This is a genomic window from Thiobacillus sp. (assembly GCF_030696885.1).
In the GTDB taxonomy this organism is placed as follows: Bacteria; Pseudomonadota; Gammaproteobacteria; order Burkholderiales; family Thiobacillaceae; genus Thiobacillus.
On record NZ_JAUYRI010000005.1, the window covers coordinates 254,366 to 279,981 of the forward strand.

At 66.0% G+C, this 25,616-nt stretch carries 27 protein-coding genes; 12 read left to right on the forward strand and 15 right to left on the reverse strand.

What is annotated here, in order from left to right:
• Positions 1-66 precede the first annotated feature (66 nt).
• The 6 genes from Q8R61_RS02280 to Q8R61_RS02305 all read left to right on the forward strand — a co-directional run bounded on the left by Q8R61_RS02280 (position 67) and on the right by Q8R61_RS02305 (position 7,001).
• Positions 67-1,206 (forward strand): 4Fe-4S dicluster domain-containing protein, encoded by a 1,140-nt coding sequence (locus Q8R61_RS02280; RefSeq protein WP_305533777.1) that lies wholly within the window; start codon positions 67-69, stop codon positions 1,204-1,206.
• Positions 1,203-2,054 carry an FAD/NAD(P)-binding protein gene (locus Q8R61_RS02285; RefSeq protein ID WP_305533779.1) on the forward strand — a complete coding sequence of 284 codons (852 nt, stop codon included), beginning with the start codon at positions 1,203-1,205 and terminating at the stop codon, positions 2,052-2,054. Before Q8R61_RS02280 ends, Q8R61_RS02285 begins: the two co-directional genes overlap by 4 nt.
• The gene (locus Q8R61_RS02290) at positions 2,054-2,845 is read left to right on the forward strand and encodes a sulfhydrogenase subunit delta (RefSeq protein ID WP_305533781.1); all 792 of its coding nucleotides are present in this window, start codon (positions 2,054-2,056) and stop codon (positions 2,843-2,845) included. The genes Q8R61_RS02285 and Q8R61_RS02290 overlap by 1 nt, the downstream gene beginning before the upstream one ends.
• A complete protein-coding gene (locus Q8R61_RS02295; protein WP_305533783.1) occupies positions 2,838-4,139 on the forward strand; it encodes a Ni/Fe hydrogenase subunit alpha in 1,302 nt (433 codons plus the stop codon). The genes Q8R61_RS02290 and Q8R61_RS02295 overlap by 8 nt, the downstream gene beginning before the upstream one ends.
• Positions 4,136-4,594 (forward strand): hydrogenase maturation protease, encoded by a 459-nt coding sequence (locus Q8R61_RS02300; RefSeq protein ID WP_305533785.1) that lies wholly within the window; start codon positions 4,136-4,138, stop codon positions 4,592-4,594. Before Q8R61_RS02295 ends, Q8R61_RS02300 begins: the two co-directional genes overlap by 4 nt.
• A 160-nt stretch (positions 4,595-4,754) precedes the next feature.
• Positions 4,755-7,001 carry a bifunctional diguanylate cyclase/phosphodiesterase gene (locus tag Q8R61_RS02305; protein WP_305533787.1) on the forward strand — a complete coding sequence of 749 codons (2,247 nt, stop codon included), beginning with the start codon at positions 4,755-4,757 and terminating at the stop codon, positions 6,999-7,001.
• A 45-nt stretch (positions 7,002-7,046) separates the two neighbouring features.
• Here Q8R61_RS02305 and prmB read toward each other — a convergent pair whose 3' ends face one another.
• From prmB to Q8R61_RS02320, 3 genes are all read right to left on the reverse strand, one after another.
• Positions 7,047-7,943, reverse strand: coding sequence for a 50S ribosomal protein L3 N(5)-glutamine methyltransferase (prmB, locus tag Q8R61_RS02310; RefSeq protein ID WP_305533789.1), 897 nt, complete (start codon positions 7,941-7,943; stop codon positions 7,047-7,049).
• A 73-nt stretch (positions 7,944-8,016) separates the two neighbouring features.
• Positions 8,017-9,177: a succinyl-diaminopimelate desuccinylase gene (dapE, locus tag Q8R61_RS02315; protein ID WP_305533791.1), complete on the reverse strand. Its 1,161-nt coding sequence runs from the start codon at positions 9,175-9,177 to the stop codon at positions 8,017-8,019.
• Between the two features lie 6 nt (positions 9,178-9,183).
• Positions 9,184-9,531, reverse strand: a complete 348-nt coding sequence (locus Q8R61_RS02320; RefSeq protein WP_305533793.1) for an ArsC family reductase — start codon at positions 9,529-9,531, stop codon at positions 9,184-9,186.
• Between the two features lie 97 nt (positions 9,532-9,628).
• Between Q8R61_RS02320 and Q8R61_RS02325 the strand changes: the two genes are divergently transcribed.
• The 4 genes from Q8R61_RS02325 (at position 9,629) to Q8R61_RS02340 (ending at position 14,246) form a co-directional block, all read left to right on the forward strand.
• Positions 9,629-11,431: an ABC transporter ATP-binding protein/permease gene (locus tag Q8R61_RS02325; RefSeq protein WP_305533795.1), complete on the forward strand. Its 1,803-nt coding sequence runs from the start codon at positions 9,629-9,631 to the stop codon at positions 11,429-11,431.
• A complete protein-coding gene (locus Q8R61_RS02330; protein WP_305533797.1) occupies positions 11,431-12,726 on the forward strand; it encodes an MFS transporter in 1,296 nt (431 codons plus the stop codon). Before Q8R61_RS02325 ends, Q8R61_RS02330 begins: the two co-directional genes overlap by 1 nt.
• Positions 12,719-13,147 carry a GNAT family N-acetyltransferase gene (locus Q8R61_RS02335; protein ID WP_305533799.1) on the forward strand — a complete coding sequence of 143 codons (429 nt, stop codon included), beginning with the start codon at positions 12,719-12,721 and terminating at the stop codon, positions 13,145-13,147. Before Q8R61_RS02330 ends, Q8R61_RS02335 begins: the two co-directional genes overlap by 8 nt.
• Before the next feature lie 133 nt (positions 13,148-13,280).
• Complete coding sequence (locus Q8R61_RS02340) at positions 13,281-14,246, forward strand: NAD(P)/FAD-dependent oxidoreductase (RefSeq protein ID WP_305533801.1); 966 nt, start codon at positions 13,281-13,283, stop codon at positions 14,244-14,246.
• Positions 14,247-14,256: 10 nt separating this feature from the next.
• Here Q8R61_RS02340 and Q8R61_RS02345 read toward each other — a convergent pair whose 3' ends face one another.
• The 12 genes from Q8R61_RS02345 to Q8R61_RS02400 all read right to left on the reverse strand — a co-directional run bounded on the left by Q8R61_RS02345 (position 14,257) and on the right by Q8R61_RS02400 (position 23,650).
• A complete protein-coding gene (locus Q8R61_RS02345) occupies positions 14,257-15,144 on the reverse strand; it encodes a diguanylate cyclase (protein ID WP_305533803.1) in 888 nt (295 codons plus the stop codon).
• A gap of 5 nt (positions 15,145-15,149) precedes the next feature.
• Positions 15,150-16,025: an SUMF1/EgtB/PvdO family nonheme iron enzyme gene (locus Q8R61_RS02350; RefSeq protein WP_305533805.1), complete on the reverse strand. Its 876-nt coding sequence runs from the start codon at positions 16,023-16,025 to the stop codon at positions 15,150-15,152.
• Between the two features lie 110 nt (positions 16,026-16,135).
• Positions 16,136-16,570: a nuclear transport factor 2 family protein gene (locus Q8R61_RS02355; RefSeq protein WP_305533807.1), complete on the reverse strand. Its 435-nt coding sequence runs from the start codon at positions 16,568-16,570 to the stop codon at positions 16,136-16,138.
• A complete protein-coding gene (locus tag Q8R61_RS02360) occupies positions 16,567-17,334 on the reverse strand; it encodes an SDR family oxidoreductase (RefSeq protein ID WP_305533809.1) in 768 nt (255 codons plus the stop codon). Before Q8R61_RS02360 ends, Q8R61_RS02355 begins: the two co-directional genes overlap by 4 nt.
• Positions 17,331-17,861 carry a DUF3833 domain-containing protein gene (locus Q8R61_RS02365; RefSeq protein ID WP_305533811.1) on the reverse strand — a complete coding sequence of 177 codons (531 nt, stop codon included), beginning with the start codon at positions 17,859-17,861 and terminating at the stop codon, positions 17,331-17,333. The genes Q8R61_RS02360 and Q8R61_RS02365 overlap by 4 nt, the downstream gene beginning before the upstream one ends.
• Positions 17,855-19,090, reverse strand: a complete 1,236-nt coding sequence (locus tag Q8R61_RS02370; protein ID WP_305533813.1) for an MFS transporter — start codon at positions 19,088-19,090, stop codon at positions 17,855-17,857. Before Q8R61_RS02370 ends, Q8R61_RS02365 begins: the two co-directional genes overlap by 7 nt.
• Complete coding sequence (locus tag Q8R61_RS02375) at positions 19,087-19,629, reverse strand: chalcone isomerase family protein (RefSeq protein ID WP_305533815.1); 543 nt, start codon at positions 19,627-19,629, stop codon at positions 19,087-19,089. Before Q8R61_RS02375 ends, Q8R61_RS02370 begins: the two co-directional genes overlap by 4 nt.
• Positions 19,613-20,827, reverse strand: a complete 1,215-nt coding sequence (locus Q8R61_RS02380; RefSeq protein WP_305533817.1) for a cyclopropane-fatty-acyl-phospholipid synthase family protein — start codon at positions 20,825-20,827, stop codon at positions 19,613-19,615. The genes Q8R61_RS02375 and Q8R61_RS02380 overlap by 17 nt, the downstream gene beginning before the upstream one ends.
• Positions 20,824-21,573 (reverse strand): DUF1365 domain-containing protein, encoded by a 750-nt coding sequence (locus tag Q8R61_RS02385; protein WP_305533819.1) that lies wholly within the window; start codon positions 21,571-21,573, stop codon positions 20,824-20,826. The genes Q8R61_RS02380 and Q8R61_RS02385 overlap by 4 nt, the downstream gene beginning before the upstream one ends.
• Positions 21,563-22,831, reverse strand: a complete 1,269-nt coding sequence (locus Q8R61_RS02390) for an NAD(P)/FAD-dependent oxidoreductase (RefSeq protein WP_305533821.1) — start codon at positions 22,829-22,831, stop codon at positions 21,563-21,565. Before Q8R61_RS02390 ends, Q8R61_RS02385 begins: the two co-directional genes overlap by 11 nt.
• Before the next feature lies 1 nt (position 22,832).
• On the reverse strand, positions 22,833-23,399 hold the full coding sequence (locus Q8R61_RS02395) for a glutathione peroxidase (RefSeq protein ID WP_305533823.1): 567 nt from the start codon (positions 23,397-23,399) through the stop codon (positions 22,833-22,835).
• Positions 23,396-23,650, reverse strand: a complete 255-nt coding sequence (locus Q8R61_RS02400) for a hypothetical protein (RefSeq protein ID WP_305533825.1) — start codon at positions 23,648-23,650, stop codon at positions 23,396-23,398. The genes Q8R61_RS02395 and Q8R61_RS02400 overlap by 4 nt, the downstream gene beginning before the upstream one ends.
• Positions 23,651-23,727: 77 nt before the next feature.
• Between Q8R61_RS02400 and Q8R61_RS02405 the strand changes: the two genes are divergently transcribed.
• Positions 23,728-24,657, forward strand: a complete 930-nt coding sequence (locus Q8R61_RS02405) for a MerR family transcriptional regulator (protein WP_305533827.1) — start codon at positions 23,728-23,730, stop codon at positions 24,655-24,657.
• A gap of 71 nt (positions 24,658-24,728) precedes the next feature.
• Complete coding sequence (locus Q8R61_RS02410) at positions 24,729-25,559, forward strand: ferritin-like domain-containing protein (RefSeq protein ID WP_305533829.1); 831 nt, start codon at positions 24,729-24,731, stop codon at positions 25,557-25,559.
• Positions 25,560-25,616: the final 57 nt, after the last annotated feature.

Genomic DNA, 25,616 nt, shown 5'->3' on the forward strand with positions numbered 1-25,616 from the left:
AGGGATTCCTACATCTGGATGACGCACCATGCGGGGATCCGAGGGGCCTGTTCGCTGGGGAGCTTTGTGCCTACACTGTCAGGCATGCCTCCCCATTCCGTCCCGTCCGGATTCCTGCCTCACGACCAGTTGCCCATGCTGGTGGGCCAGCTTATGCAGCAGGGCTATCAATGCTTCGGCCCGGGTGTGGAGAATGGCGCCATCGTGCTGCACGAGCTCGCCACGCCCGATGCCATCCCGCGCGGCCTGCAGGCTGTGCAGTCGCCGGGGCGATACCAGTTGACGCAGGATCCCGAACAACGCTACTTCGCCTGGGCCAATGGGCCGCAGGCGATCAAGCCGCTGGCGTTCGCACCCACCGAGTCGCTGTGGCGCGTGGCGCGCGACGCTTCAGGCACGCTGCAATTTTCGGCGGTATTGCCGGCGGCGCCAAAGCGGGCCCTGATCGGCGTGCGCGCCTGTGACCTTGCAGCGCTGGCGCTGCAGGATGCCCATTTCCTGCGCGCGGGCGCGCGTGATGCGCATTACGCCCAGCGGCGCGACGCACTGTTACTGGTTGCAGTGCAGTGCGCCGCGCCGGCAGCAACCTGCTTTTGCGCATCGACTGGCGACGGTCCGACGCCGACCGCCGGCTACGACATTGCGCTGGCCGAACTGGCGGACGGCTTTGTGGTCGAGGCGGGCAGTGCGCGCGGCCAGCATGTCGTCGACGCATTGCGCCTGTCGCCCGCCCTTGCGCAGCACATCGACGACGCCCGTAAGCAGGGCGAGTCCGCGGCTGCCGCGCAGACAAGGCGGCTGCCCGGGCGCAACCTGCGCGACGCGCTGATGAGCCAGCTGGAACATCCGCGCTGGGACGCGGTAGCGGCGCGCTGCCTCGCCTGCGGCAACTGCACGGCCGTGTGCCCGACCTGCTTCTGCCACGCCGAGGTCGATCAACCTGCGCTGAGCGGCGAGTCGAGTGCGCATGTGCGCGAGTGGGATTCCTGCTTCGGCGAGTCGCACGGCCACCTGCACGGCTTCAATGTGCGGCCCGACATCCGAAGCCGCTACCGCCAGTGGCTGACCCACAAGCTGGCCGGCTGGCACGACCAGTTCGGCCGCAGCGGCTGCACCGGGTGCGGCCGTTGCATCGCCTGGTGTCCGGTGGGCATCGACCTGACCGAAGAAGTGGCCGCGTTGACGGCACGCGAGGCCACGCCATGAACGATGCACCGCACGCGCTCGATGCCGGACCGCCGCACGCCGCCACCGTGGTGGCGCGCACGCAGGAGTCGCCCACCATCTTCACGCTCAGGCTGCGGCTCGACGACCCGGCAGCGCAGGCCGCCTACCGCTTCGCGCCGGGCCAGTTCAACATGCTATATCTCTATGGCGTCGGTGAGGTGCCGATTTCCATCATGTCCGACCCGGAAGAGCGCGATGGCATCGGCCACACCATCCGCGCGATTGGCCGCGTCACCCAGGGTCTGGCTGCCCTGCAGCCGGGCGACCAAATCGGCCTGCGCGGACCGTTCGGCAACGGCTGGCCGCTGCAGGAAATGGGCGGCTGCGATGTCGTGCTGGTGACCGGCGGCCTCGGCTGCGCCCCGGTAGTGTCGGTCATCCATTACGTGCTGCGGCGGCGCGAACGCTTCGGCAAGCTGGTCATCATCCAGGGCGTGAAGCACGCCGAGGATTTGATCTGGCGCGAGCAGTACGACCGCTGGGCCAAACTGCCCAATACCCAGGTGCTGGTGGCGGCGAGCGAGGGCGGCGCCCTGTGGCCATGGCATGTCGGACGCGTGACCGACCTGTTCAGCCTTGCCCGCTTCAACCCCGAGCGCGCAGTGGCGATGATGTGCGGGCCGGAAGGCATGATGCGCGCCGCTGCAGACAGCCTGCTGGCACACCGTCTGCCCGAGTCAAACCTGTATCTGAGCATGGAGCGCAACATGCAGTGCGCCGTCGGCCGCTGCGGCCATTGCCAGTTCGGCAGCGCCTTCATCTGCCGCAACGGTCCAGTGTTCAACTGGGGCAAGGTCAAGACCCTGCTCGGTCACCGGGGCTTCTGATGACGGGCGCTCAAAAACCGCGCGTCGCGGTGCACAAGTTCAGTTCCTGCGACGGCTGCCAGCTGGCCTTTCTGAATCTGGGCGAGAATCTGCTGACGTTGGCCGGGCGCGTCGAGCTGGTGCATTTTGCCGAAGCCGGGCCACTCGACCCCGAGTCCGAAGTCGACATCGCGTTTGTCGAAGGCAGCGTGTCGACATCGGAAGATCTCGAACGCATCCAGCATATCCGCGCCCACAGCCGCCTGCTGATCGCCATCGGCGCCTGTGCAACTTCCGGCGGCATTCAGGCCTTGCGCAACGGCGTGTTTGACGCGGGTTGGGTCACGCAGATCTACAGCCACCCCGAGGCGATCGCCAGCCTGGAACGCTCGACGCCGATTGCCAGCCATGTGAAAGTGGATTTCGAACTGTGGGGCTGTCCGGTCAGCGGGCCGCAGATTGTGGCGGTGGTCAATGCACTGCTGCTGGGCGTGGCGCCGCGCGACAACGTCGACAAGGTCTGCACCGAATGCAAGCGCCAGGGCCACCCCTGCGTGATGGTCACGCGCGGCATCGCCTGCATGGGCCCGGTGACGCGTGCCGGCTGCGGCGCCCTGTGTCCCGGTCTCGGCCGCGACTGCTACGGCTGCTACGGCCCGGCGGAAAACGCCAACACCGACGCGCTGGCGGCGCAGTTCAAAAGCCTGGGGCTGACGCCGCGGGCGGTGGTACACCGCTTCCAGTCGATCAACAGCCAGGCGCCGGCGTTCCTCGCCGCCGCCGACACGATCCGGAGGCGCGGCGATGACTGAGCAGAAGCGTAGCGTGGCGATCCACGTGCCGGTGCTGGCACGGGTGGAAGGCGAGGGCGCGCTCGACCTGCGCATCGACGACGGCGACATCACCCAGCTGCGACTGCGCATATTCGAGCCGCCGCGCTACTTCGAGAAATTCCTCGAGGGCCGTCACTACAGCGACATCCCCGACTTCGTGGCGCGCATCTGCGGCATCTGCCCGGTGGCCTACCAGGTCACCGCGGCGCAGGCGCTGGAAAAACTGTACGGCGTCGAGCTCAGCCCGTGGGCGCGCGCAATGCGCCGGGTGTTCTACTGTGGCGAATGGATCCAGAGCCACAGTCTGCACATTCATCTACTGGCGGCGCCGGACTTCTTCGGCTGCAACAGCGCCATCGAGCTGGCGAAAATCGCGCCGCAGGAAGTGCGCCGCGGCCTGCGCATCCAGGCGCTGGGCAACGAACTGATGGATCTGTTCGGCGCGCGCTCGGTGCATCCGGTGGGCGTGCGCATCGGTGGCTTCCACGGCGCGCCAGCGCCGGCCCGGGTTCAGGCGATCCGCGAACAACTCGCCGCCGCGCTGCCCGAAGCCGAGGCGCTGGTCCGCTGGGCGGCTGGCATCGCGGTGCCGCAGGACGACCAGGCTTTCACCTCGGTCGCGCTGCGCCACCCCGACGAATACGCCATCGAGCACGGCGCCATCGGCGCCAGCGACGGCCTGCTGATCGACGCCGAGGCTTTCGACGCACATTTTGCCGAACACCATGAAGCGCATTCCACCGCACTGTTCAGCCATTACCACGGCCAGCCGTATCTGGTCGGCCCGCTGGCGCGGCTGAACCTCAACCACGGCAGCCTGCCCGAAAAGGTCCAGACCCTGCTGGCCGAAAGCGGTATTGCGCTGCCCAGCCGCAACCTGTTCCACAGCCTGGTCGCGCGCGCGATCGAAATCCTGCTCGCGCTGCACGAGGCGCTGCGCCTGCTCGACGATTACCGCGTGCCCGCTTCGCCGTGGGTGCCGGTTACCCCGCGCGCCGGCGTCGCCATCGGCTGCACCGAGGCGCCGCGCGGCCTGCTGTGGCACCGCTATGAGATGGACGCCGAGGGCCGCGTGCTCAACGCGCGCATCGTGCCGCCGACCAGCCAGAACCAGGCGCGCATCGAGGAAGACCTGCGGCTGTCACTGCGCAGCTTCGGGCTCGACCAGTCGGACGACGCGCTGCGGCTGCATTGCGAACAGGTTATCCGCAACTACGACCCCTGCATTTCCTGCGCCACCCATTTTCTGCGCATGCACGTCAAACGCGGATGAGCCGGGTGCGCATCCTCGGCATCGGCTCGCCAGCGGGAGACGACCAGGCGGGCTGGCTAACGGTTGACGCCTTGCACGCCGCCGGTCTGGAGGCGGTTGAGATCGACAAGCTGGACCGTCCCGGCGCCAGCCTGATTCCGTTACTTGCGGGCGTGTCCCGGCTCATCCTGATCGATGCGATGCGGGGTGGCGGTCAGGCGGGCGATATCCGCCGCTTCGACCAACAAGACTGGCCGGCCTATGACCAGGGCCTGTCGAGTCATGGCATCGGCGTGCTCGATGCGTTGTTGCTGGCGCGCGAACTCGACGCGCTGCCGCCCCGGATCGACCTGTATGGCATTGAAATCGGCACGGCCTGCTTGAGTGAAACCGCGACAGCGCCGGTCAGGCAAGCGGCCGGGCAGCTTGCCGGGGAGATCGCCGCCAGCCTGGCGCTGACCTTGCCATCACACTAGGCAGGGGCCATCGTACGCCTGCGCGCGTATGGCCACGCCTCTGAAAGGGTTGCTGCACGGCGTCTGGCGGAAGTTTGCCTATACTGCCGTCAGCTTCAGACGCTACACGCGGATGCCGTAATACCCGATAGGACTTTCTTCTTCAAGGACACAAAACCGCATGGCGTTCCGGATTCTGCTACAGGCATGTTTGATCGGGCTGCTGTCGGCCGCGCCGGCCCATGCCGCGCCGGAACGTGTGCCGGTGCGCGTGGGCGTGTTCGAGAATGCGCCGATCGTCACCATCGCGCCCGACACCCCGCCGACAGGCATTGCGATCGACATGATCCGCTGGGTGGCCGAGCGCGAAAACTGGCAGGTCAGCTACGTGCCGGACAGTTTCGACCGCCTGGTCGAACGGCTGGATCGCGGCGAGATCGACCTGATGGTCGGCATTGCCTACAGTGACGAACGCGCGGCGCGTTTCCAGTTCACCCGCCAGAGCCTGATCGGCAACTGGGGCATGGTGTACCGCCATGCCGACAGCGATATCAACGCGCTGCCCGACCTCAAGGGCAAGCGTGTGGCGCTCATGCGCAGCGGTACGCACAGTCAGGCGCTGCTCGAACTTGCAACACGATTCGACGTCACCTTCACCCCGGTCTACGTCGACAGTTATCCCGAGGTGCTGCAGGCCATCGCCGACCAGCGCGCCGATGCCGGCGCGGTCAACCGGGTGTTTGCCGCACTGCATGCGAACGAACTGAATCTGGTCGTCACCGGCATCGTCTTCAATCCGGTGTTTGTCCACTACGCGGCGCCGAAACAGGCGGACCCGGCCCTGCTACATACGCTCGACCGGCATCTGGCGTCGCTCAAGGCCGACCCGCAATCGGCCTATTACCGGTCGCTGCAGCACTGGCTCGAAGCCGTTCCTGCGCAAAATCCCCACTGGCTGCCGTGGGTGGCCGCCGGCACCGCCGGCCTGTTGCTGCTGGTGCTGGCGGTCGCGGGCATCCTGCGTCACCAGGTGCGTCGACAAACCGGCGAACTGCGACAGCACGCCGATCAGTTGCAGTCTGAAATCGAGCAGCGCCAGCGGGCCGAAGCGCACCTGAACCAGCTGGCCTATTTCGACGTACTGACCCGGCTGCCGAACCGCGAGGGCTTCCGCATTGCGCTGGAAGAAGCGATGACAGGCATGCAGGGCACCGACAAGCGCATGGCCCTGATGTTCATCGACGTCGACCGCCTGAAAAACATCAACGACGGACTGGGCCATGGTGCCGGCGACCTGCTGCTGCAGCAGATTGCCGCCCGCCTGCAGTCGGTGCTGCGGGTGAACGATCACCTGAGCCGTTTCGGCGGCGACGAATTCGTGGTCATCGTGTCCGACATCGGCGCGCTGGCCGATGCGGAAGCGGTCGCCACGCGCCTGCTCGAAAGCCTGATCACCCCGATCGACATTGGCGCCACCCAGATCTACACCAGCTGCAGCATCGGCATCGCGCTGTATCCGGACGATGCCGGTTCGGTCGAGATTCTGCTCAAGCATGCCGACACCGCCATGTATCAGGCCAAGGAGCAGGGCGGCAACCGCTTCCTGTTCTATCACGCCAAGCAGACCGAACGCGTGGTCGAGCGGCTGACGCTCGACACGCGCCTGCGCCAGGCCCTGGAACGCGACGAGCTGCTGCTGCATTACCAACCAGTCATCGAACTGACCAGCCAGCGCATCGTCGGCGTCGAGGCGCTGCTGCGCTGGGATGACCCGGAGCGCGGGCTGATCATGCCGGGCGCGTTCATTTCTGCCGCCGAGGACACCGGACTGATCGTGCCGCTCGGGGAATGGGTGCTGGAGGCGGGCTGTGCCGAGTTACGCGCCTGGCAGCAGCGGGGCCTGGCAGAAAACCTGACCCTCGCGGTCAACGTCTCGACCCGCCAATTCCAGGACAAGCGGCTGGTGAAGTCAGTCGAGCAGGCCTTGCTGCGCACCGGTCTTGCGCCCGAATGCCTTGAGCTCGAAATCACCGAGAACGTGATGCTGATCATGAACGACGACGTGCGCGCCACGCTCGACACCCTGCGCGCGATGGGAGTGCGGCTGTCGCTCGACGATTTCGGCACCGGCTATTCCAGCCTCAGCTACCTCAAGCAGCTGCCGTTTCACACGCTGAAGATCGACCAGTCATTTGTCAGCAAGATTCCGGGGCAGCCGGACGATACCCAGATCATCACGGCCATCCTCGGGCTGGCGAAGGGGCTCGGCCTGCAGGTCGTTGCCGAGGGGATCGAGACGCGCGCGCAATTCCAGTTTCTGCGCGAGCACGGCTGCGAATTCGGTCAGGGCTATCTGATGAGCCGGCCGGTGCCGGCCGATGAGATGATTGCGATGCTGGTGGAGCCGGCCCGCGTCAGCCACGGCTGACAGGCCGTACCCTGCTGCAGGGCAAGGCAGATCAGGGCAGACAAGTCAGGGCAGATCTTCGCGCCGCAGCATGAAGACGAACTGCTCGCCGCCTTCGGTATCGAGCCAGGTAAAGGGCAGGGCGGGGTAGGCGGCTTCGAGCACATCGCGGTTGTGGCCAATTTCCACCACCAGCAGGCCGCCGGGATTGAGGTGGCTTTTAGCGGCGGCAAGAATCTGCCGTGTCGCATCCAGGCCGTCTTTGCCCGAACCCAGCGCCAGCGCCGGTTCCGCCTGGTATTCCGGCGGCAGCGCGGCCACCGACTCGGCATTCACATAGGGCGGGTTGCTGAGAATCACATCGTAGCTGCGGCCCTTCAGCGCGGTGAACAGATCCGATTCAATCAATTCGATGCGGTCTGTCAGGCCGTACTCGGCGACGTTCTTCGCGGCGACTTCCAGCGCGTCTTTCGACAGGTCCACCGCATCGACGTCGGCATTCGGGAAGGCCAGCGCGGCCAGGATCGCGAGGCAGCCCGATCCGGTGCAAAGATCGAGTGCGCGCGTGACCGCGTCCGGTTCCTCCACCCACGGTGCCAGCTGTTCAGGCAACAGCTCGGCAATGAAGGAGCGCGGCACGATCACCCGCTCGTCGACATAGAAGCGGTGCGCGCCCAGCCAGGCTTCGTGGGTCAGATAGGCGGCGGGAATGCGCTCGCGCACCCGCCGCTCGATCATCGCCTGCACTTCCTCCGATTCGCCATGCGTCAGGCTGGCGTCGAGAAAGGGCTCCAGCCGGTCGAGCGGCAGGTGCAGGGTGTGCAGGATCAGGTAGGCCGCCTCGTCGAACGCGTTGTCCGAGCCGTGGCCGAAAAACAGCTTCGCTTCGTTGAAGCGCGACACCGCGAAACGCAGCCAGTCGCGCACGGTGATCAGGGATTCGGTGTCGTCGAAATGTTTCATTGCCTGAAGTCCATTTTCCGCGAAAGTCACAACGCAATATAAACGCTTCGCGCTGTCGGGTCGTTTGGCCGGTTCAGGCCAGCAACTTTTCCAGCGTATTCTGGTACACCGCCGCCAGCTGTTCGATATCTTCCAGCACCACATGCTCGTTCAGCTTGTGGATGCTGCTGTTCAGCGGGCCGAACTCGACCACCTCGCGGCAGATGTCGGCAATGAAGCGGCCGTCCGAGGTGCCGCCGGAGGTGGACAGCTCGGGCGTCAGGCCGGTCACTTCGTGGATCGCCGCGGAGAGCATGTCGCACAGCGGGCCGCGCGGCGTCAAAAACGGGCGGCCCGACAGATTCCAGTCGATCTCGTAGTCGAGGCCGTGGCTGTCGAGAATTTCGTTCATCGCGTCCATCAGGCCTTCGGCGGTGCTAGCGGTGGAGTAGCGGAAATTGAACTGGATCTCGAGCACGCCAGGGATGACGTTGCTGGCGCCGGTGCCGCCGTGGATATTGGAAATCTGCCAGGTCGTCGGCGGGAACCAGGCGTTGCCTTCGTCCCACATGGTGTCGGCGAGCTCAGCGATTGCCGGCGCGGCCTGGTGGATTGGGTTCTTGGCCAGGTGCGGGTAGGCGATATGGCCCTGCACACCCTTGACGCGCAGCGTGCCCGAGAGCGAGCCGCGCCGGCCGTTCTTGATGGTGTCGCCGAATTCGGCCGCGCTGGTGGGTTCGCCGACGATGCAGTAGTCGAGCAGCTCATTGCGCGCGCGCAAGGCCTCGACCACTTTCACCGTGCCGTCGGTGGCCGGGCCTTCCTCGTCCGAGGTCAGCAGGAAGGCGATCGAGCCGGTGTGGTCGGGATGCGCGGCAACAAAGCGTTCGGTCGCGGTGACGAAGGCCGCGTCCGAGGTCTTCATGTCGGCGGCGCCGCGCGCGTAGAGCTTGCCCTCGCGCAGCGTCGGCACGAAGGGATCGGACAGCCACTGGTCGAGCGGGCCGGTCGGCACCACGTCGGTGTGTCCGGCAAAACAGACGACGGGTGATGCGGTGCCCCTGCGCGCCCACAGGTTGTCGACGCCGTTGTGGCAGTGCCGCTCGATGTGGAAACCGAGTTTTTCCAGGCGCGCGGCGATGAGGTCGTGGCAGCCGGCATGATCGGGCGTCAGGGATTTGCGCTTGAGCAGTTCGACTGCAAGCGCCACGGTTTCATGAGCGCGGGCGAGGTCCTCGAGGGTGTCATTGGCCATGCAGGATCAGGCTCCGAACAGGGTTTGGTAGTCGGTTTCGGAAAAACCGAGATGATAGGCGCCGTCGCGTTCCAGCACCGGGCGCTTGATCACGCTGGGCTGGGCGATCATCAGGGTGATCGCGCCGGCTTCGTTGCCGGCCGCATCCTTTTCAGCGTCGGAGAGCTTGCGCCAGGTGGTACCGCGCGTATTGAGCAGCGCCTGCCAGCCAGTCTGCTTCACGACCTGCTTCAACCAGGCCGCGTCGACACCCTGTTTCTTGAAGTCGTGGAAGGGCACGTCATGGCCGTGCTCGGCGAGCCAGGCGCGCGCTTTCTTGACGGTGGTGCAGTTGGGGATGCCGTAGAGCGTCATAAAATAAGCCGTCCACCTCGGCATCGGCCGTGCGCGGACGTAAAATCGGGAAAAGCAAAGACGAGATTCTACCCGACCTGATGGCCGCCCCAAGCTAATGCATCCTGACGTCCATTCCCATACCGCACCGCCGCCACCCGGCGAGCACAGCCTGCGTTCGCTCGGCCGCCTGTTTCCCTATCTGTGGGAATTCCGCGCCCGCGTACTGTTGGCGCTGGCGCTTCTGGTCGGCGCCAAGCTGGCTTCGGTGGCGGTGCCGCTGATATTGAAGGAAATCATCGACGCGCTCGACCAGCCGCGTGCCGAGCTGGTGGTGCCGCTCGCGCTGATTATCGGCTACGGCGTGCTGCGTTTTGCCAGCACCACCTTTTCCGACCTGCGCGACGTAATCTTCGCCAAGGTCACGCAGCGCGCGATGCGACGCATCAGCATGGCGGTGTTCAAGCACCTGCATGCGCTGTCGCTGCGCTTCCATCTCGAACGCCAGACCGGCGGCATCACCCGCGACATCGAGCGCGGTTCCAAGGCGCTCTCCAGCCTGGTCGGCTATCTCTTGTTCCGCATCACGCCGACGGTGCTGGAAATCCTGATGGTCGCCGGCATCCTGTTCGTCAAGCTCGACTGGGTGTTCGGCGTGCTGACGCTGATCACGCTCGCCGCCTACATCGGCTTCACGATCACGATCACCGAATGGCGCACCCAGTTCGTGCGCCGTGCCAACACGCTTGATTCCGAAGCCTATGGCCGCGCGATCGACAGCCTGCTGAACTACGAGACGGTGAAGTATTTCGGCAACGAGAAATACGAGGCCGAGCGCTACGACAAGAGCCTGATCGAATGGGAGGCCATGTCCCTGAAGTCGCAGCGCTCGCTCGGTTATCTCAACGCCGCGCAGGCCGGGGTGATCGCGATCGGCGTCACGCTGATGGTGCTGCGCGCCGCCGCCGGCGTGGTCGAGGGCACGCTGACGCTGGGCGACCTGGTGATGGTCAACGCCTTCCTGCTGCAGATGTTCCAGCCGCTGAGTTTTCTCGGCGTCATGTACCGCCAGATCAAGGAATCGATCACCGACGTCGAGCGCATGTTCGCGCTGATGCAGCGGCCGCGCGAGGTCGAGGATGCGCAGGACGCACGCGAGCTGGACGTCGTCGCCGGCGAAGTGAAGTTCGATCGCGTCAGCTTTGCCTACAACGCCGACCGCCCCATCCTGCACGACGTCAGCTTCAGCGTGCCGGCCGGCAAGACGGTGGCGGCGGTCGGCGCCAGCGGCGCCGGCAAGTCGACGCTCGCCCGCCTGCTGTTCCGCTTCTACGACGTCGGTGCCGGCAGCATCACCATTGACGGCCAGGACATTCGCCACGTCACGCAGGACAGCTTGCGCGCCGCGATCGGCGTGGTGCCGCAGGACACCGTGCTGTTCAACGACAGCATCTATTACAACATCGCCTACGGCCGCCCGGACGCAACCCGCGACCAAGTGATCGAGGCCGCACGCGCGGCGCACATCCTCGCCTTCATCGAAAGCCTGCCGCAGGGTTGGGACACCGTGGTCGGCGAACGCGGGCTCAAGCTCTCGGGCGGCGAGAAGCAGCGCGTGGCGATTGCGCGCACGCTGCTGAAGAACCCGGCCATTCTGATATTGGACGAGGCCACGTCCGCGCTCGACACCAAGACCGAAAAGGCCATCCAGGGCGAGCTGCTGGAAATCGCGCGCGGCCGTACCAGTCTGATCATTGCGCACCGCCTGTCCACCGTGGTCGAGGCCGACGAAATCCTGGTGCTCGACGGCGGCCGCATCGTCGAACGCGGCCGTCACCCCGGCCTCTTGGCACAGAACGGCGTGTACGCCCACATGTGGGCGCTGCAGCAGCAGGCCGAAGCCGAGGACGGCGCCGCCTGATGGCAAACCTGCTGCAGCCCGGGGTCGCCAAACGCGAAGTCTGGGCCTGGGCCATGTACGACTTCGCCAACTCGGGCTACACCACGGTCGTCATCACCGCGGTGTTCGGCGCGTATTTCGTCGCGGTGGTTGCCGACAATGCGGCCTGGGCGACCTTCGCGTGGACGCTCGCGCTGTCGGTGTCGTACGCACTGGTGATGCTGACCGCACCGCTCATCGGCGCCTGGGCCGACGCCCACGCCAGCAAGAAAAAATGGCTGTGGCTCACCACGCTGGGCTGCGTCAGCTTTACCGCGGCGCTGTACTTCGCCTCGCCGGGTGCGCTGGTGCTGGCAATCGCAGCCCTGATTCTGTCCAATTATTTTTTCGGCACCGGCGAAAATCTGATTGCCGCCTTCCTGCCCGAACTGGCCCGTCCGCGTGCGCTGGGACGCATCTCGGGCTGGGGCTGGGCGCTCGGCTACGTCGGTGGGCTGGTCTCGCTCGGCGCCAGCCTCGCGTACATCAGTGGGGCGCAGGCGGCAGGGCAGGGCGCGGCCGAGTTCGTGCCGGTGGCCATGCTGATCACCGCCGCGATCTTCCTCGTGGCGAGCCTGCCGACGCTGCTGATGCTGCGCGAGCGCGCCACCCCGACAGGCCCCCACACGCAGCGCAATGCCTGGGGGCAGGTGCGCTATACCCTCGGCCATCTGCGCCAGCTGCCCGATCTCAGGCGTTTCCTGCTCTGCACCGTGCTGTACCAGGCCGGCATCCAGGCGGTCATCACGCTGGCGGCGATCTACGCCACGCTGGTGTTCCGCTTCGACACCCAGCAAACCATCGTGCTGGTGCTGGTGGTCAACGTCACGGCCGCGCTGGGCGCGTTTGCGTTTGGTCACGTGCAGGACCGCATCGGTCACGTGCGGGCGATCGCGCTCACGCTGGTCGGCTGGATTGCGATGGTGCTGCTGGCCTGGGCGGCGCCGGACGAGCGCATGTTCTGGGTCGCCGCCAATCTGGCCGGGCTCTGCATGGGCGCGTCGCAGTCGGCGGGGCGTGCCATGGTTGGGTTGCTGGCACCGCCGGCGCATCAGGCCGAGTTTTTCGGCCTGTGGGGGCTGGCGGTCAAGCTGGCATCGATCATCGGCCCGCTGACCTATGGCGCGACCAGCTGGCTGACTGCGGGCGATCACCGGCAGGCGCTGCTGATCACCGGCCTCTATTTCGTCGCCGGTCTCGTGGTGCTGCGCGACATCCGCGCCGGACGCGGGCGCCGCGCCGCGCATCGTTTCACCCTGCTATCAGGCCATGCCTGAATTCACGATCCACCTCACCGACTGGGCGCACGAGCAGGCCCGGCTGTCGCAACTCCGGCGCACCGTGTTCATCGACGAGCAGGGCGTGCCCGAAGCGCTGGAATGGGATGCCGACGACGCCGGGGCGACGCATCTGCTTGCGCTCACCGAGGCAGGGCAGGCCATCGGCTGTGCCCGCCTGCTGCCCGACGGCCATATTGGCCGCATGGCGGTACTACCAACCTGGCGCGGACGCGGCGTCGGCCGGGCCCTGCTGGCCGCAGCCGTGGAGGCGGCGCGGCTACACGGACACACGATGCTGCGTCTCAGTGCGCAGACGCACGCAGCCGATTTTTACGCAGGTGCGGGCTTCGTCGCCATCGGTGCGGAATACGAAGAAGCCGGCATCCCCCATGTGGCGATGCGGATGCCCCTGCGGTGAGCGAACGCCATCAGGCGGAGCAGGGTCTTTGCGGCGGCATTTAAGAATTTGCTGATAGAGTTCGGTCTGAAATCCGGCGGATGCGCCCCGAAGAATGGCGCGCCGCCACAGGCACAAGAGAGGGTAGACCGGTATGAAAAAATTCAAGGCAGGCATTGTCGGGGCGGGCATCGCCGGCGCCCACTGCGCTGGCACGCTCGCCGCGGCCGGCTGGGAGGTGGACGTGTTCGACAAAGCGCGTGGCGCCGGCGGACGGATGTCGACCCGACGTATCGACGGGGGCTGGGGCGCGCTCGGTTCGCCTTTCCTCTCGGCCAAGCGCGATCCCTTCCGCAGCCAGCTGCGCGAATGGGTGCGTCAGGGCTGGGTGGCACCGGTGCGCGGGGATGTCTGGCGCGGCCGTGCCACGATTTCATGGGAACAGGCGCAGCTGCAGAACCACTACGTGCCGACGATCGAACCTTCAAAACTGGTGCGCCATGTAATGGGCACGGCACGCCTGCACACCCGCTCCCGGGTGGTCACGCTGCAGCCGCGTACCCTGATACTGGAAAATGGCGAGGTGCGCGACGATTTCGACTGCGTGATCTGCAGCGTGCCCACGCCGCAGGCCATTCCGATGCTCGATGCGCTGCCGCGGCTGCTAGAGCGCCTGCACGCGGTGAACTATCGTCCGGTCTGGTCGTTCCTGATGCGCTGGGAAGGCGGTCCGGCGGCCGATGTCATCAAGTTCGACGACCACCTGCTGGATCTGGCGGTGCGCCAGACCGGCGGCGGCCCCGGCCTGTGGGCGGTGCACAGCACCCATGAATTCGCCGAAACCTACCTCGAAGCTGCCGAGATCGAAGCCAGCAACCGCGCCGCCTCCGCGCTGATGGGCCTGCTGGGGCTGCCGTGGCCGGTCGAGATCGAGGCCTCGCACCTGTGGCGTTATGCGCTACCGGACAATCCGGTGGGCGGCTTCTGGCTGGGTGACCGCGAGAATCGCGTCGCCCTGATCGGCGACGGCATCGCCGGCGCCGGCATTGAACGCGCCTGGGAAAGCGGTCAGCGTCTGGCGCAGTCGATCCTGCAATCGAAGGAAGAACTGGCGCTCTGAAGCGGACTCTTCAGGGCGCGTCGGCGATGACGTAGCGGTTGCGCCCGTCTTGCTTGCCTTGGTATAGGGCCAGGTCGGCACGTCGGATCGCGCTCGACAAATCCTCCATCTCGCCGACCTGCGCCAGTCCCAGCGTGATGGTCAGGCGCAGGGTTTCGCCGTCGTCGATCGGTACCGGGGTGGTGCCAACCGCAGCCAGGATACGGCGTGCGGATTTGCGGGCCTCTTCGGGCGACTTGCATTTCAGCAGCCAGAGAAATTCCTCTCCGCCAAAACGATACAGCGGCTCGCCGCCGCGCACGCCCTGCTTCAGGGTATGGGCGACATGGCGCAACACCTGGTCGCCCGCCTGGTGCCCATAGGTGTCGTTGATCGGCTTGAAGTGGTCGACGTCGATCATCACCACATACAGCAGGCTGCGGTTGCGCCGGGCTTCCTTCTGGCAGAGGACGAAATCATTCTCGACGTTGTAGCGCAGCGGCAGGCCGGTCAGCGGATCGTCGCGCACCGCGCTCGACAGGATCCGGGTCTTGTAGTCGGCCAGGAGCTTGAGCAGTTCGGCCTGCGACGTCTCGAATGCATCGAGATCGCCATCCCGCCCCGGCTGGCCGCTGATCACTTGAGTGCACAGCGCGCGAATCGCGTCGTGCATGGCCTGGTGCACCGCTTCCAGACGCTGTGCCGACGCGGCATCCAGCGCCTCGAAGGTTCCACGGTTCGCGCAGAACCAGGCGCCAAAGCGGCACAGGGTGTGCGCCATCGGATCGAGCACATCCTCGCCCGGCGTCGAGTGCAGCACGGCGCAGCGCAGGATTCGCCGGCTCCAGTCCATGTGCGCCTCGACCGCGGCATCCAGCTCCGCGACAAAGGCATCGGTTTCGACCAAGACCCTGGACACCGCGCCTACAGTTCGCGCAGCACGCGAAAGCCCAGATTGGTATCCAGTTCGTTTTCCAGCCTGCGGCGGCGCGCCGCTGCACGGCAGTCCTCGGGACCATCGAACCACGAACCGCCCTTGGTCACCGCTGCCTGCGATCTGCCTGGCAGCGGCCGCTCGGGCAGGCTGGCATGATCGCGGGTCCAGGAACTGGCGGTGAATTCCCACACATTGCCCGTCATGTCATGCAGGCCCCAGCGGTTGGCGGGCAGGCTGCCGACCGTCTTCGCGCCGCAGCGGATGAAACAGCGCGACAACAGCCGCGGGCGTTTCGGCCGCACCGCGTCGTAGCTGTGGCGGGCGTTGTAGCGCGCGTCGGCCGGCGAAATGCGGTCACCCTGCGGGTAGGCCGTCGCCGCCCCGGCGCGGCAGGCGTATTCCCATTCCTGTTCGGTCGGCAGGCGGTAACGCTGGCCGGTTTCGCGCGACAGCCAGGCGCAGTAGTCGCGCGCATCGGTCTGCCGCACATTGATCGCCGGCATGCGGCCCGCCAGCCAGGCCAGTTCCACGCGCGGCTGCCAGCCGGTGGCGCGCGCGTAGCGCTCGAATTCCTCCGTGGTCACTGCATACACGCCGAGCGCGAAGCTGCGCTCGATCAGCGCAACCCGGCGCGGACGATCCTGCGCCGGCGCGGTTTCCTGCGGTGCGGCGCCGTACTCGAAACTGCCGGCGGGAATCACGACCAGCGCGGGCGCGGCGCTGCCGTCGGCCAGGCGATCGTGGAAATGAACGTCAGGCAAACCCGCGGCCGCAGCAGCGTGAACCTGCAGCGCACGCAGCTCGCCTTCGTGCAGCACGAAGGTATCGGGCGGAATGGAATGGATGCGATCGGGTGTCATCATGGCCGGCCAGGGAATATGAGACCGATTATGCCACCGGCCGGCCAGGCTTGAAGGTGCGGACAGTGCAGCGCAAGCCTCGCTTGTCCTGCCCCGCGTGCAGACCGGGCGGCTCAGGAGACGGGCTTAGCCGCCGCCTGCCGCGCCAGCGCGCGCATCAGCCACTTCAGCACCGGCAAACGACCGTAGAGTTCCTCGGCGGCGTCCCAGTAATCGCGGTGATGCGTCACCTTGCCGGCGGCGTCGAACACCAGATGGGTGGCGCCGACGATGGTGGTGGACGCGCGCGTCACCGGCATGACGAAATCCATTTCCCACAGGATGACCGCATGCCGGTCGGCGCCAGGAAAACGCCGGGTCACGCGGAAGCGCGCGCCGGGCAGCGTGTCGAACGTGTGGCGCAGGATGGCGCGGATGGCCTCCACTCCCGTCACCTGATGGAAGGGGTCCTTGAAGCCGGCGTCTGCCGCGTAATAAGTATCGAGCGCGTCCAGGCTGGACGCGGACAGCGTATCAAAGTAGTCGCACAGGGCGTCGAGCGCGTTCATAGGCCGGTGATGCGATGGACGAGGGGAAAGTAGACGCGATACGGCAGCAGGCTCAACAGCTTCAGCAGACGGGTGAAGCGTCGGGGGAAGTGTATTTCGAAACGGCCGGCTTCGATGCCCGCGACAATTTCGCGCGCAGCTTCGTCCGGCCCGATCAGCGCCGGCATCGTGAAATCATTGAGGTCGGTGAGCGGGGTTTTGACGAAGCCGGGATTGATCAGGTGCACCGCCACGCCTTTAGGCGCCAGGTCGAGGTAGAGCGTCTCGGCAAAGTTGATCAGCGCCGCCTTGGTGGCGCCGTACACCAGCCCGGTCGGCAGGCCACCATAGCCTGCCACGCTGGCGGTGAGCGCAATGCGGCCGCTGCCGCTGTGTGCGAAATACGGCGCCAGCAGCGCGGTGGCATTGATGGCGCCGAGCAGATTGACCTGCACCAGCTTCTCCGCGGCCACCGCGTCGAGTTCCCACGCGCGCACCGGCTGATGCGTGCCTGCGTTGACGATCGCCACATCGATGCCGCCGAAGGCTGTGCAGATGTCGTCGAACGCCGCCTGCAGGCTGGCGCGATCGGTGACGTCGGCCACCGCGACGTGCGCGTGGGCGTTGGCCAGGGCCACGAGCACGTCGCGGTGGCGGCCGCTGAGCGCCACCCGGGCGCCGCGCTGCATCAACAGGCGGGCGGTTGCTTCGCCGATGCCGGAACTGGCGCCAATCAGCCATACGCGCTGACCGTTCCAGTCGGCCAGTTTCGGGTTCAGGCTCACGAACCCTTCCTGAACGCGATCACGACTTCGCCCAGCTTGAAACCGAACTTGCGCATCTCCGACTTGTTCAGCATTACGCCGTCTTCCATCAGGTACATCCAGTCGTCGAACTGCACCTCGTAGGTCTTGCCGTCGACCGGAAGCAGCAGGGTGTATTTCCATTGCAGCGCGTTGCCGTAGGCGACGCCGTCCGCCGTGCCCTTGACGTCGTCGGCGCGCCCGACGTAGCGGTGCGCATCGATCCGGGTGATGCGCCAGATGCGCTGCGATTTCGTGCCGTCCGACCAGGCGAAATCCTCGGTCAGCGTGCCTTCGTTGCCCTGCCATTCGCCGGTCATTCTCACGGTGAAGCGACGCTTCACCTCGCCCGACCGGTCGGCGAAATAGCCCCAGGCGGTGAGCGGGCCGTTGAAGTAGGTCGCGAGATCAAGCCGCGGCGTCTGGTCGCGATAGACTTCGGGCGAAACCGCGGCGCAGCCGGACAGGCCGAGTACGGTACAGAGGATGGCAAGCGGTTTTTTCAGCATGGGACGGCTCCGGTGTGCAGACGGGGATGCCAGGCCCAGAACCAGCCGAAGGCGGCAAGCTTGAGCAGGCAGGGAAGCAGGGCATAGGTGGCCGACAGCGCAAACACATTGCCGCCGCCGGGCGCGTAGCCCCAGGCGGCGAGCAGCGGCAGCGCCAGGCCGGCCGCCAGCGCCAGCGTGAGCTTGGCGAAAAACCCCAGCAGGCCGTAATACGCGCCGGGCACCGGATCGTCGTCGGCGTCGATGTAGTCTGCCACCAGCGCCGGCGGCAAGGCCAGGTCGGCGCCGAGCGCCAGCCCCGACGCGACACAGACCAGCGCAAAGCCAACCAGGTCGCCGCTACCCAGCCAGAACGCGCCCGCAAAGGTCACCACCGACAGCAGCATCGAGGCAAGCCAGGCGTCGAGCTTGCCGATGTGTTTTGCCAACGCCACCCACAGCGGCAGGCCGAGTGCGCCGCTGACGAAATAGAGGCCGAGAAAGAGCCCGCCCCAGGCCTTCAGCTGCAGCACGTCGTCGATAAAGAAAATCACCAGTGTGGCCGGCAGCGAAGCCGCCACGCCGTTGAGCAGATAGCCCGGCACGAAACGTGCGAACGCGCGATTGGCGAAAGGGCGGAGAAAGCGCCGCAGCGGCACACCGCGCGTGACCGTGTGCATCGCCGGCGCGGCCAGCAGCGTCCACCCCGCGCAGGCCACCAGCAACGCGATAAAAATCCAGCTCATCGCGGCAAGCCCGCTCGCCAGATCCGCGCTCAACAGCAGCGGCAGGGTGGCAGCCAGCACGACGCCGACGAGGCCGAAGCTTTCGCGCACGGCAAACAGGCGGGTGCGCTCATGCGGCGCGGGGTGGATGCGCGCGCCCCAGGTGTTGTGCACCACGCTGGCAAGGCTGTAGCCCACCGTGGTGAGCGTGAGCATGACGATCAGCCAGGGCAGCACGCCCTCAGCCGGCGGATTAAAAAGCCCGACCCAACCCAGCCCCAGTATGGGAAGGGAGACCAGAATGAGACTGTGCGGGTGGGGAAAACGGTCGAACAGCGCGCCGAGCAGCGGGTCGATCAGCGCGTCGAAAAAGCGCAGCCCGAGCAGGACCAGCCCCAGCAGCGTGAGGCTGAGGTGAGTGCTGTAGAACGGCGCCAGGTGCACGTAGAGCGGCAGCGCGGCAAAGGCCAGCGGCAGGCCGAGGCTGCCGTAGGCAAACAGATGGGCGCGCGGCAACGGCGTCATGACGCGCCCAGCAGGCGGTTGCGCAGCTCAGGTGCGCTGCTGGCCGGGTCGAGCCAGATGCCAAAGAAGGCCTCAGCAAACGCCTCATCATCGATCTGGCCGAGCTTCTGGGTGCCGCTGTAGAACGCCGCACCGGCGCCGGGAATACGTACGCCGGTGAGCCGGTCGCCGGCCTCGACATCGGGAAACAGTGCGCGCATCTGCGTTTCCCAGCGCGCCAGCGTGGCGGCGGGATGCGCGCGCTGCGCACGCATTTCCTCGATCGAGCGACGCGCGATCGCGGCGCCTTCGAAGCGGCGCGCATAGCGCAGTTCCAGCGCGTAGGGCTTGCCGGCGGACCAGGCGCCGCCGGGCGACCACAGCGTGGCGTCGTAGATGCGCAGGCCGAAATAACGCAGCGTGCCGCTGCCGACCGTGGCGAAACCGGACAGCTGCGGCAACGGGCCGGCGTGCGCCGGCAGCGCCACCGCGAGGCAGACGGCGACGATGCCCGCACGCCAGTGGCGCAGCAACGGGCGCAGACTACGCGGCGTGTTCAAGGCGGAACTGCGCCACATCGATCGACCCGGCATGGAAACCGGCCTCGCAATACGCCAGATAGAAATGCCAGATGCGCATGAAGCGTTCGTCGAAACCAAGCCGGCGCACCGCGTCAGCCTCGGCGTGGAAGGCGAGACGCCAGCGCTTCAGGGTCTCGGCGTAGTCGCGGCCGAAGTGTTCGGCGGCGGTGACCGCGAGGCCGGCGCGTGCCGCCGCTTCGGTGAAGCGGCGCGCGGACGGCAGCATGCCGCCGGGAAAGACATACTGCTGGATGAAATCGGATCCTGTGCGGTAGCGGTCGAACAGTGCATCGTCGATCAGGATGGTTTGCACCACCGCACGACCGCCGGCCTTGAGACTGCGCTTCACGGTGTCGAAATACGCCGGCCAGTAGGCCTCGCCCACCGCCTCAAACATTTCGATCGACACGATGCCGTCATACTGTCGCGCTTCCTCGCGGTAGTCCTGCAGGTCGAAACGGCAGTGATCCTGCAGCCCCGCCTGGCGGATGCGCGCACGTGCATAGTCGAGCTGCTCGCGCGACAACGTGATGCCGCGCACCTGGTGCTGTTCGGTACGCGCGGCATGCTCGGCAAAACCACCCCAGCCGCAGCCGATTTCCAGCAACGACTGGCGACCAGGCAGCTCGAGCAGATCGAGCATGCGCTGGTACTTGCGGGTTTGCGCCGCTTCCAGGCTCAGCGTCAGATCGCCGTCGAAGCGCGCGCTCGAATAGGTCATCGAGGGGTCGAGCCAGCGCGCGTAGAAATCGTTGCCGAGGTCGTAGTGACTGGCGATGTTGCGGCGCGCGCCTTGCGGCGTGTTGGCGTTCATCAGGTGACGCAGGCGGCTGTACAGGCGCCCCCACCAGCGGCCGTAGATGGCCTGGTCGAGCGCGGCGCGGTTGTTGGCCAGCAGCGTCAGCACGCCGGTCAGGTCGGCGGTGTGCCAGGCGCCGGAGATGTAGCCCTCGGCAAAGCCGATGTCGCCCTTGCCCAGCACGTCGCGAAACGCGCGCCACTGGTTGAATTTCAACCAGGCGTCGGGGGTGCCGTGGCCGACCGTGAGTTCCATGCCGTTGGGCAGTTCCAGATGCAGGCAGCCGTGTTCGATTTCCTGCAGCAGGTGGATCACCTGGCGGGCATACCAGGGTGTGTTGTTGCGTGCGAGCGCGGTGCTCAGGCTGGCGGCGTTCATTCGGTGACCTCGTTGAGTGGCGTCGGGGGTTTGCGGAAGAAGGGCACGCGCTTGATGAACAGGCGCAACGCCTGGAGATGGATGCGCGCGATCACGCCCCAGGTCATCAGGGGATAGGCAAAGAACGCGCGCAGGCAGGCGCGCGCGGTCAGCGGTTCGAGCCGGCCCCACCACGCGGTGCGCAGTGCGTCGCCACTGCCGTCGTCGTAATCGATGCGGGCGCGGAAAAAATCGGGGCGGGACGCAAAGCCGAAGGTGTAGCGCCCGCGCACCGGGAAAAACGGTGAGACATGGAATGCCTTGTCCGCGTGCAGGGTGGCATCCGGGTCGTCGGTGCGCAGCAGGTAGACGTGATGCTCGCCAAAGGTATTGTTGACTTCGGCCAGCACCGCCACCAGCCTGCCGTCGGCGCGATGGCAATGCCAGAAACTGACCGGCTTGAAGGCATAGCCGAGCACGCGCGGAAACGTGGTGAGCCAGATCTCGCCGTTGGCGACGAGGCCGTATTCATTCAGCAGGTCGTGCACCCAGTTGAGGCAGTTGCCGCCGTCGCCGTGATCGGCTTCGTGGAAACTCAGCAGATTGAAGCGGTTGAGCGACAGCCAGCGCGTTTCGGCGGACGCCAGATCGTGGATCGGCAGGCGCAGGAAATACACCGGGTAGTCGAATCGGTGCAGCGCCGGATGCAGCCGCGCATGCATCACGCGGCCGAAGCCGATCTGCGCGGCGGCGGATTCAGGCAGCATCGGCCATGTCCTTCCAGGGCGCGCACACGTTCAGCCTGCGCGCCACCCGCAGCGCGGACGCGAGGCCGTCTTCGTGGAAGCCGTAGCCGAGCCAGGCGCCTGCCAGCCACACGCCGTTGCGGCCATTGGTCGCTTCGAGGTGGCGCTGGACGAACGTGGCATGGCGGGTGAACACCGGATGGCTGTAATGGAATTCGCCATGCACTTTCGACGGATCCGGCGCCTGCAGCGGATTGAGCGAGACGATCACCGGCGTGTCGGTCGGCAAGGGCTGCAGGCGGTTGATCAGGTAATGCACCGCCACCGGGCGGTCGCTGAGTTCACCCTGGCCCGACTGGTAATTCCACGCCGACCACAGGCTGCGGCGACGCGGCAGCACGCTGGCGTCGCTGTGCAGCACCGCATGGTTCGGCTGGTAGGGCATCCGTTGCAGCAGCCGCGCCTGCGACGGGAAATGCGCGGCGAGCAGGTCGCGCGACTGGTCGCTGTGGCAGGCCAGGACCACCTGGTCGTAGAGGCCCGACAGGCTGCCGCTGGCGAGTTCGATCCGGCTGCCGCGTGGGCGCAGCGATTCGACACGCTGGCCGGTATGGATCTCGCCGATGCCGGCGGCCAGCTTCTTCACGTATTCGCGGCCGCCACCCTTGACCGTGCGCCACTGCGGCCGGTTCATCACCTGCAGCAGGCCGTGGTTGCGGCAGAAGGTGACGAAGGACGCCAGCGGGAACTCCAGCATCTGCGACGCCGGGCACGACCAGATCGCGGCCGCCATCGGCAGCAGGTACCACTCGATGAAGGGTTTGCCGTAGCCCTTCGCCTTCAGGTAGTCGCCCAGCGCCATGCTGCCAGTGAGCATGGATTCGCGCACCACCTCGCGGTTGAAGCGCAGCAGGTCGGCGAGCATCGACCAGAAGGCCGGCCGCGCCAGATTCCGGCGCTGGCCGAACACGGTGTTGAGGTCGCTACCGGCCCATTCCAGCTCGGGCTGATCGAGCCGCACGCTGAACGTCATTTCGCTGGCGACGGTTTCCACGCCCAGCGTGTCGAACAGCCGGGTGAGTTCGGGATAGGTGCGGTGGTTGAACACCAGAAAACCGGTGTCGACCGGAAAGGTCTGGCCATCGAGCGCCACGTCCACCGTGTGCGTGTGACCGCCCAGCCGCGTATCGGCCTCGAACAGCGTCACGTCGTGCCATCGGCTCAGCAGCCAGGCGGACGACAGCCCTGCAATTCCCGATCCGACGACCGCGATGCGCATGCTATCGGCCCCCCTGCGAAATCGGCGACGGCGCTTTCAGCATCGATTCGATGGCCGCGACCACGTCTTTCGATTGCGGCTCGACCCGGCTGGCGAAGGACAGCACGCGCGTGCCGCTGCGGTCGATCAGGTACTTGTGGAAATTCCAGGCCGGCCGCTCGCCGGTCGCCTTTGCCAGCCCTGCGTGCAACGGATTGGCGTTGGCGGTGGTGACGCCGACCTTGGAGAACAGCGGAAAGTCGACCGCGTAATTGCTCTCGCAGAAATCCTTGATCGTGGTGTTGCTACCCGGCTCCTGGCCGCCAAAATCATTGGCCGGCAACCCCAGCACCACAAAGCCGCGCGCGCGATAGGTTTCATACAGCGCCTGCAGGCCCTTGTATTGCCCGGTGTAGCCGCACTGGCTGGCGGTGTTGACCACCATCACCACCTTACCGGCGTAGGCACACAGATTCTGGGGCGTGCCGTCGATGTCCCTGAGCGTGTGATCAAGCAGGGGCGGGCACGCCGGCGCGGCATGGGCGCTAGCGGTCAGCAGCAGCGCCGCTGCAAGGATGGCGGGCTTCATGTGCGGATCACCTTGCCGGCCGCGCAGGCGGTGCGCACGTGCGGCGCGGCCGACACCGGCGGCGCCAATGTCGGCGTGGGCGCCACCAGCGCGTGGTACAGCCAGTATTCGGCCGGCACCGCGGCGGCGGCCACGGGTGGGCACATGGCCCTGGGCTGCGCGTGGACAACGGCGTCGGATGAATGGCCCGCGCCGGGCAGGCCAGTGGCCAGTACGGCAAGCAGCAACAGGGGGCTGGACAGGATATTCATATGTCTTGGACAAAAGTGGCTGGTGTGCTTAAATTAGGCCAACAATTTGTTTATGTCAACTATTTGTCCAGGACAATATGACTACAGAAGCAACACACAACGCCCCGGGCTTGCCGATCGCCTCGGTCGAACGCGAAACCGGCCTGAGCAAGGACACGCTGCGCGTATGGGAACGCCGCTACGGGTTTCCGACACCCGACCGCGACGCCAACGGCGAACGCCTGTATACCCAGCTACAGGTGCGCCAACTCGCGCAAATCAAGCGCCTGATGGACCGCGGCCACCGCCCGGGCAGGCTGCTGGCGCTCGACGCCTCGGCGCTGGCGGCGCTCGACACCCCCGACGAAGCGAACCCGGGCGCACCCGATCCGCAACTCGATGACTGGCTGGAACGGGTCAAGTCACACGACAGCGACGCGCTGGAACGGCAATTCCACCGCGAACTGGCACGACGCGGATTGGCGCGCTTTGTCGTAGACATCTGTGCGCCGTTGATTACACGCGTCGGCGAGGCCTGGTCGCGCAACGAACTCGGCATCTTCGAGGAGCACCTGTTTTCGCAGCACCTGGAAAAACTCTTCCGCACCACGCTCGCCAACATGGCGCCGCAAAGCGGCAGCCCGCGCGTACTGCTCACCACGCTGTCGGGTGAGGAACACACACTGGGACTGCTGATGGTGGAATCGCTGCTGGTGGTGGAGGGGGCCTACCCGGTGCTGCTCGGTCCGCAGACGCCGATCAACGAAATCGTGCGCGCAGCGCAGGTCAAGGCGGTCGATGCGGTGTGTCTGTCGTTCAGCACCGCCTACGCGCCGACCCAGGCAGCGCAGGGCCTGCGCGACCTGCGGCAGATGCTGCCCGCGCGCACCGAATTGTGGGCCGGGGGGTACGGCGTCAAGGGCATCCGCAAGCCGATCGAGGGCGTATGCCTGGTACCCGAATTCCAGGACCTGTTCGATTGCCTGGTGCGCTGGCGCATCGAAACAGGCGGAAAATCGGCGAATTGACACTAGAATGTCATTCGTTTTGACAACAATGGCACCGGGGAACGAACCTCGCCCCCCACGCCCTAATTGACATGCTTTATATCGACCTCTTCAAATCCCTCGAACGCGCCCGCTGGAGCATGGAAACTGACATTCCATGGGACCAGTTCGACGCCAGCAAGCTCACCGACGAGGCGGCGCTCACCATCAAGATGAACGCCATCACCGAGTGGGCCGCGTTGCCGGCGACCGAAATGTTCCTGCGCGACTTCGTGCATGACAGCGATTTTTCCGCCTTCATGTCGATCTGGTTCTACGAAGAGCAGAAACACGCGCTGGTGCTGATGGAGTATCTGCGCCGCTTCAAGCCCGAATTGGCGCCCACCGAGGAAGAACTGCACGCGATCCGCTTTCCGTTCGATCCGGCACCGCCGATGGAAACCCTGATGCTGCATTTCTGCGGCGAAGTGCGCCTCACCCAGTGGTACAAGCGCGCCTCCGAATGGCACACCGAACCGGTGATCAAAAAGATTTACGAAACCATTTCCAGAGATGAGGGCCGTCACGGCGGCGCTTATCTGCAGTACATGAAGCGCGCGCTGAAGCAGGGTGGTCCGAGCGTTGCAGCGGCATTCGCCAAGATCGGTTTCCTGATGGCGTCGAGCCAGCGCTCCGACAAGGCGTTGCATCCGACCAACCTGCACGTCAACGAGTCGCTCTATCCACAGGACACCATCCAGTCGCGCCTGCCCAACCCCGAATGGCTGGAGCACTGGCTCGACGAACAGATCCAGTTCGACAGCGTCTGGGAAAACAAGGTCGTCGGCGGCATCCTGCGCAACCTGTCGAACCTGTTGGGTCAGACTTTCGAGAACGTGCGCGACCTCAATAAGTACCGCAAGCAGATGCTCGCAGCGGCTTGACGGCGGCGCGCGCAATGCAAAAAAGCCGGCGAATGCCGGCTTTTTTAATGGTCGCAG

Excerpts from the sequence above, each read along its gene's own strand:
- Q8R61_RS02370 (WP_305533813.1), bottom strand. The coding sequence starts at position 19,090 with ATGACGCCGTTGCCGCGCGCCCATCTGTTTGCCTACGGCAGCCTCGGC.
- Q8R61_RS02325 (WP_305533795.1), top strand. The coding sequence starts at position 9,629 with ATGCATCCTGACGTCCATTCCCATACCGCACCGCCGCCACCCGGCGAG.
- Q8R61_RS02295 (WP_305533783.1), top strand. The coding sequence starts at position 2,838 with ATGACTGAGCAGAAGCGTAGCGTGGCGATCCACGTGCCGGTGCTGGCA.
- Q8R61_RS02285 (WP_305533779.1), top strand. The coding sequence starts at position 1,203 with ATGAACGATGCACCGCACGCGCTCGATGCCGGACCGCCGCACGCCGCC.
- Q8R61_RS02380 (WP_305533817.1), bottom strand. The coding sequence starts at position 20,827 with ATGAACGCCGCCAGCCTGAGCACCGCGCTCGCACGCAACAACACACCC.
- Q8R61_RS02410 (WP_305533829.1), top strand. The coding sequence starts at position 24,729 with ATGCTTTATATCGACCTCTTCAAATCCCTCGAACGCGCCCGCTGGAGC.
- dapE (WP_305533791.1), bottom strand. The coding sequence starts at position 9,177 with ATGGCCAATGACACCCTCGAGGACCTCGCCCGCGCTCATGAAACCGTG.
- Q8R61_RS02385 (WP_305533819.1), bottom strand. The coding sequence starts at position 21,573 with ATGCTGCCTGAATCCGCCGCCGCGCAGATCGGCTTCGGCCGCGTGATG.
- Q8R61_RS02400 (WP_305533825.1), bottom strand. The coding sequence starts at position 23,650 with ATGAATATCCTGTCCAGCCCCCTGTTGCTGCTTGCCGTACTGGCCACT.
- Q8R61_RS02320 (WP_305533793.1), bottom strand. The coding sequence starts at position 9,531 with ATGACGCTCTACGGCATCCCCAACTGCACCACCGTCAAGAAAGCGCGC.
- Q8R61_RS02340 (WP_305533801.1), top strand. The coding sequence starts at position 13,281 with ATGAAAAAATTCAAGGCAGGCATTGTCGGGGCGGGCATCGCCGGCGCC.
- Q8R61_RS02300 (WP_305533785.1), top strand. The coding sequence starts at position 4,136 with ATGAGCCGGGTGCGCATCCTCGGCATCGGCTCGCCAGCGGGAGACGAC.
- Q8R61_RS02365 (WP_305533811.1), bottom strand. The coding sequence starts at position 17,861 with ATGCTGAAAAAACCGCTTGCCATCCTCTGTACCGTACTCGGCCTGTCC.
- Q8R61_RS02390 (WP_305533821.1), bottom strand. The coding sequence starts at position 22,831 with ATGCGCATCGCGGTCGTCGGATCGGGAATTGCAGGGCTGTCGTCCGCC.
- prmB (WP_305533789.1), bottom strand. The coding sequence starts at position 7,943 with ATGAAACATTTCGACGACACCGAATCCCTGATCACCGTGCGCGACTGG.
- Q8R61_RS02335 (WP_305533799.1), top strand. The coding sequence starts at position 12,719 with ATGCCTGAATTCACGATCCACCTCACCGACTGGGCGCACGAGCAGGCC.
- Q8R61_RS02355 (WP_305533807.1), bottom strand. The coding sequence starts at position 16,570 with ATGAACGCGCTCGACGCCCTGTGCGACTACTTTGATACGCTGTCCGCG.
- Q8R61_RS02395 (WP_305533823.1), bottom strand. The coding sequence starts at position 23,399 with ATGAAGCCCGCCATCCTTGCAGCGGCGCTGCTGCTGACCGCTAGCGCC.
- Q8R61_RS02405 (WP_305533827.1), top strand. The coding sequence starts at position 23,728 with ATGACTACAGAAGCAACACACAACGCCCCGGGCTTGCCGATCGCCTCG.
- Q8R61_RS02350 (WP_305533805.1), bottom strand. The coding sequence starts at position 16,025 with ATGATGACACCCGATCGCATCCATTCCATTCCGCCCGATACCTTCGTG.
- Q8R61_RS02330 (WP_305533797.1), top strand. The coding sequence starts at position 11,431 with ATGGCAAACCTGCTGCAGCCCGGGGTCGCCAAACGCGAAGTCTGGGCC.
- Q8R61_RS02290 (WP_305533781.1), top strand. The coding sequence starts at position 2,054 with ATGACGGGCGCTCAAAAACCGCGCGTCGCGGTGCACAAGTTCAGTTCC.
- Q8R61_RS02305 (WP_305533787.1), top strand. The coding sequence starts at position 4,755 with ATGGCGTTCCGGATTCTGCTACAGGCATGTTTGATCGGGCTGCTGTCG.